We start from the raw sequence: 688 nt of genomic DNA, 5'->3' as shown, positions 1-688 counted from the left end.
CTTCATGCCCACCAGGATGCCCTCGGTCACCACGATGGCATTGTCTACCAGCATGCCCAGGGCAATGATCAACGCCCCCAGGGAAATCCGCTGCAAATCAATGGCCATCATTTTCATGACGATGAAAGTGCCCAGAATGGTAAGCAGCAACACCCCGCCCATCAGGATGCCGGAACGCACCCCCATGAACACCAGCAGCACCGCAATCACAATGGCCACCGCTTCACCCAGGTTGAGCATGAAGGCGCTCACCGAGTTATCCACTTCTTTGGGCTGGTTGTAGACCGTCGCCAGCTGCATGCCGACCGGGCGCTGGTATTCCAGCTCCGCCAGGCGCTGATCCACCCGGCCCCCCACGTCCACCACGTTCACGCCGGAGGCAAAAGAAATGCCCATGGTCAGCGCCGGACCGGCATTAAAGCGGTACAGATGGTTGGGCACTTCCGCATAGCCACGTTCGATGGTGGCCACGTCGCGCAGGTAGACCAGCTCGCTGGCACCGGGCTCAGAAATCAGCAAATCCCCCATGCTCTGCACAGAAGGAAATTCACCCGTGGGATAAATACGGATGTATTCATCACCCACCCGTACCTTGCCCGCCGGATTCACCGTATTCTGGGTCTGCAGCAGGCCAAAGATCCGGTCCGGGCTGATGCCCAGCGATGCCAGCCGGGTACGGGAAATTTCC

1 protein-coding gene is annotated in these 688 nt (G+C 59.3%); it reads right to left on the bottom strand.

Annotated elements, in window-relative coordinates; all coding sequences use genetic code 11:
* Positions 1-688: efflux RND transporter permease subunit (locus tag A3730_RS06265; RefSeq protein WP_197477331.1), on the bottom strand; the 688-nt coding region annotated here is incomplete at both ends.

It is taken from the genome of Alcanivorax sp. HI0044, assembly GCF_001634945.1.
Note: the sequence above shows the minus strand (reverse complement) of the source record. Positions and strands in the feature narration are given on the sequence as shown.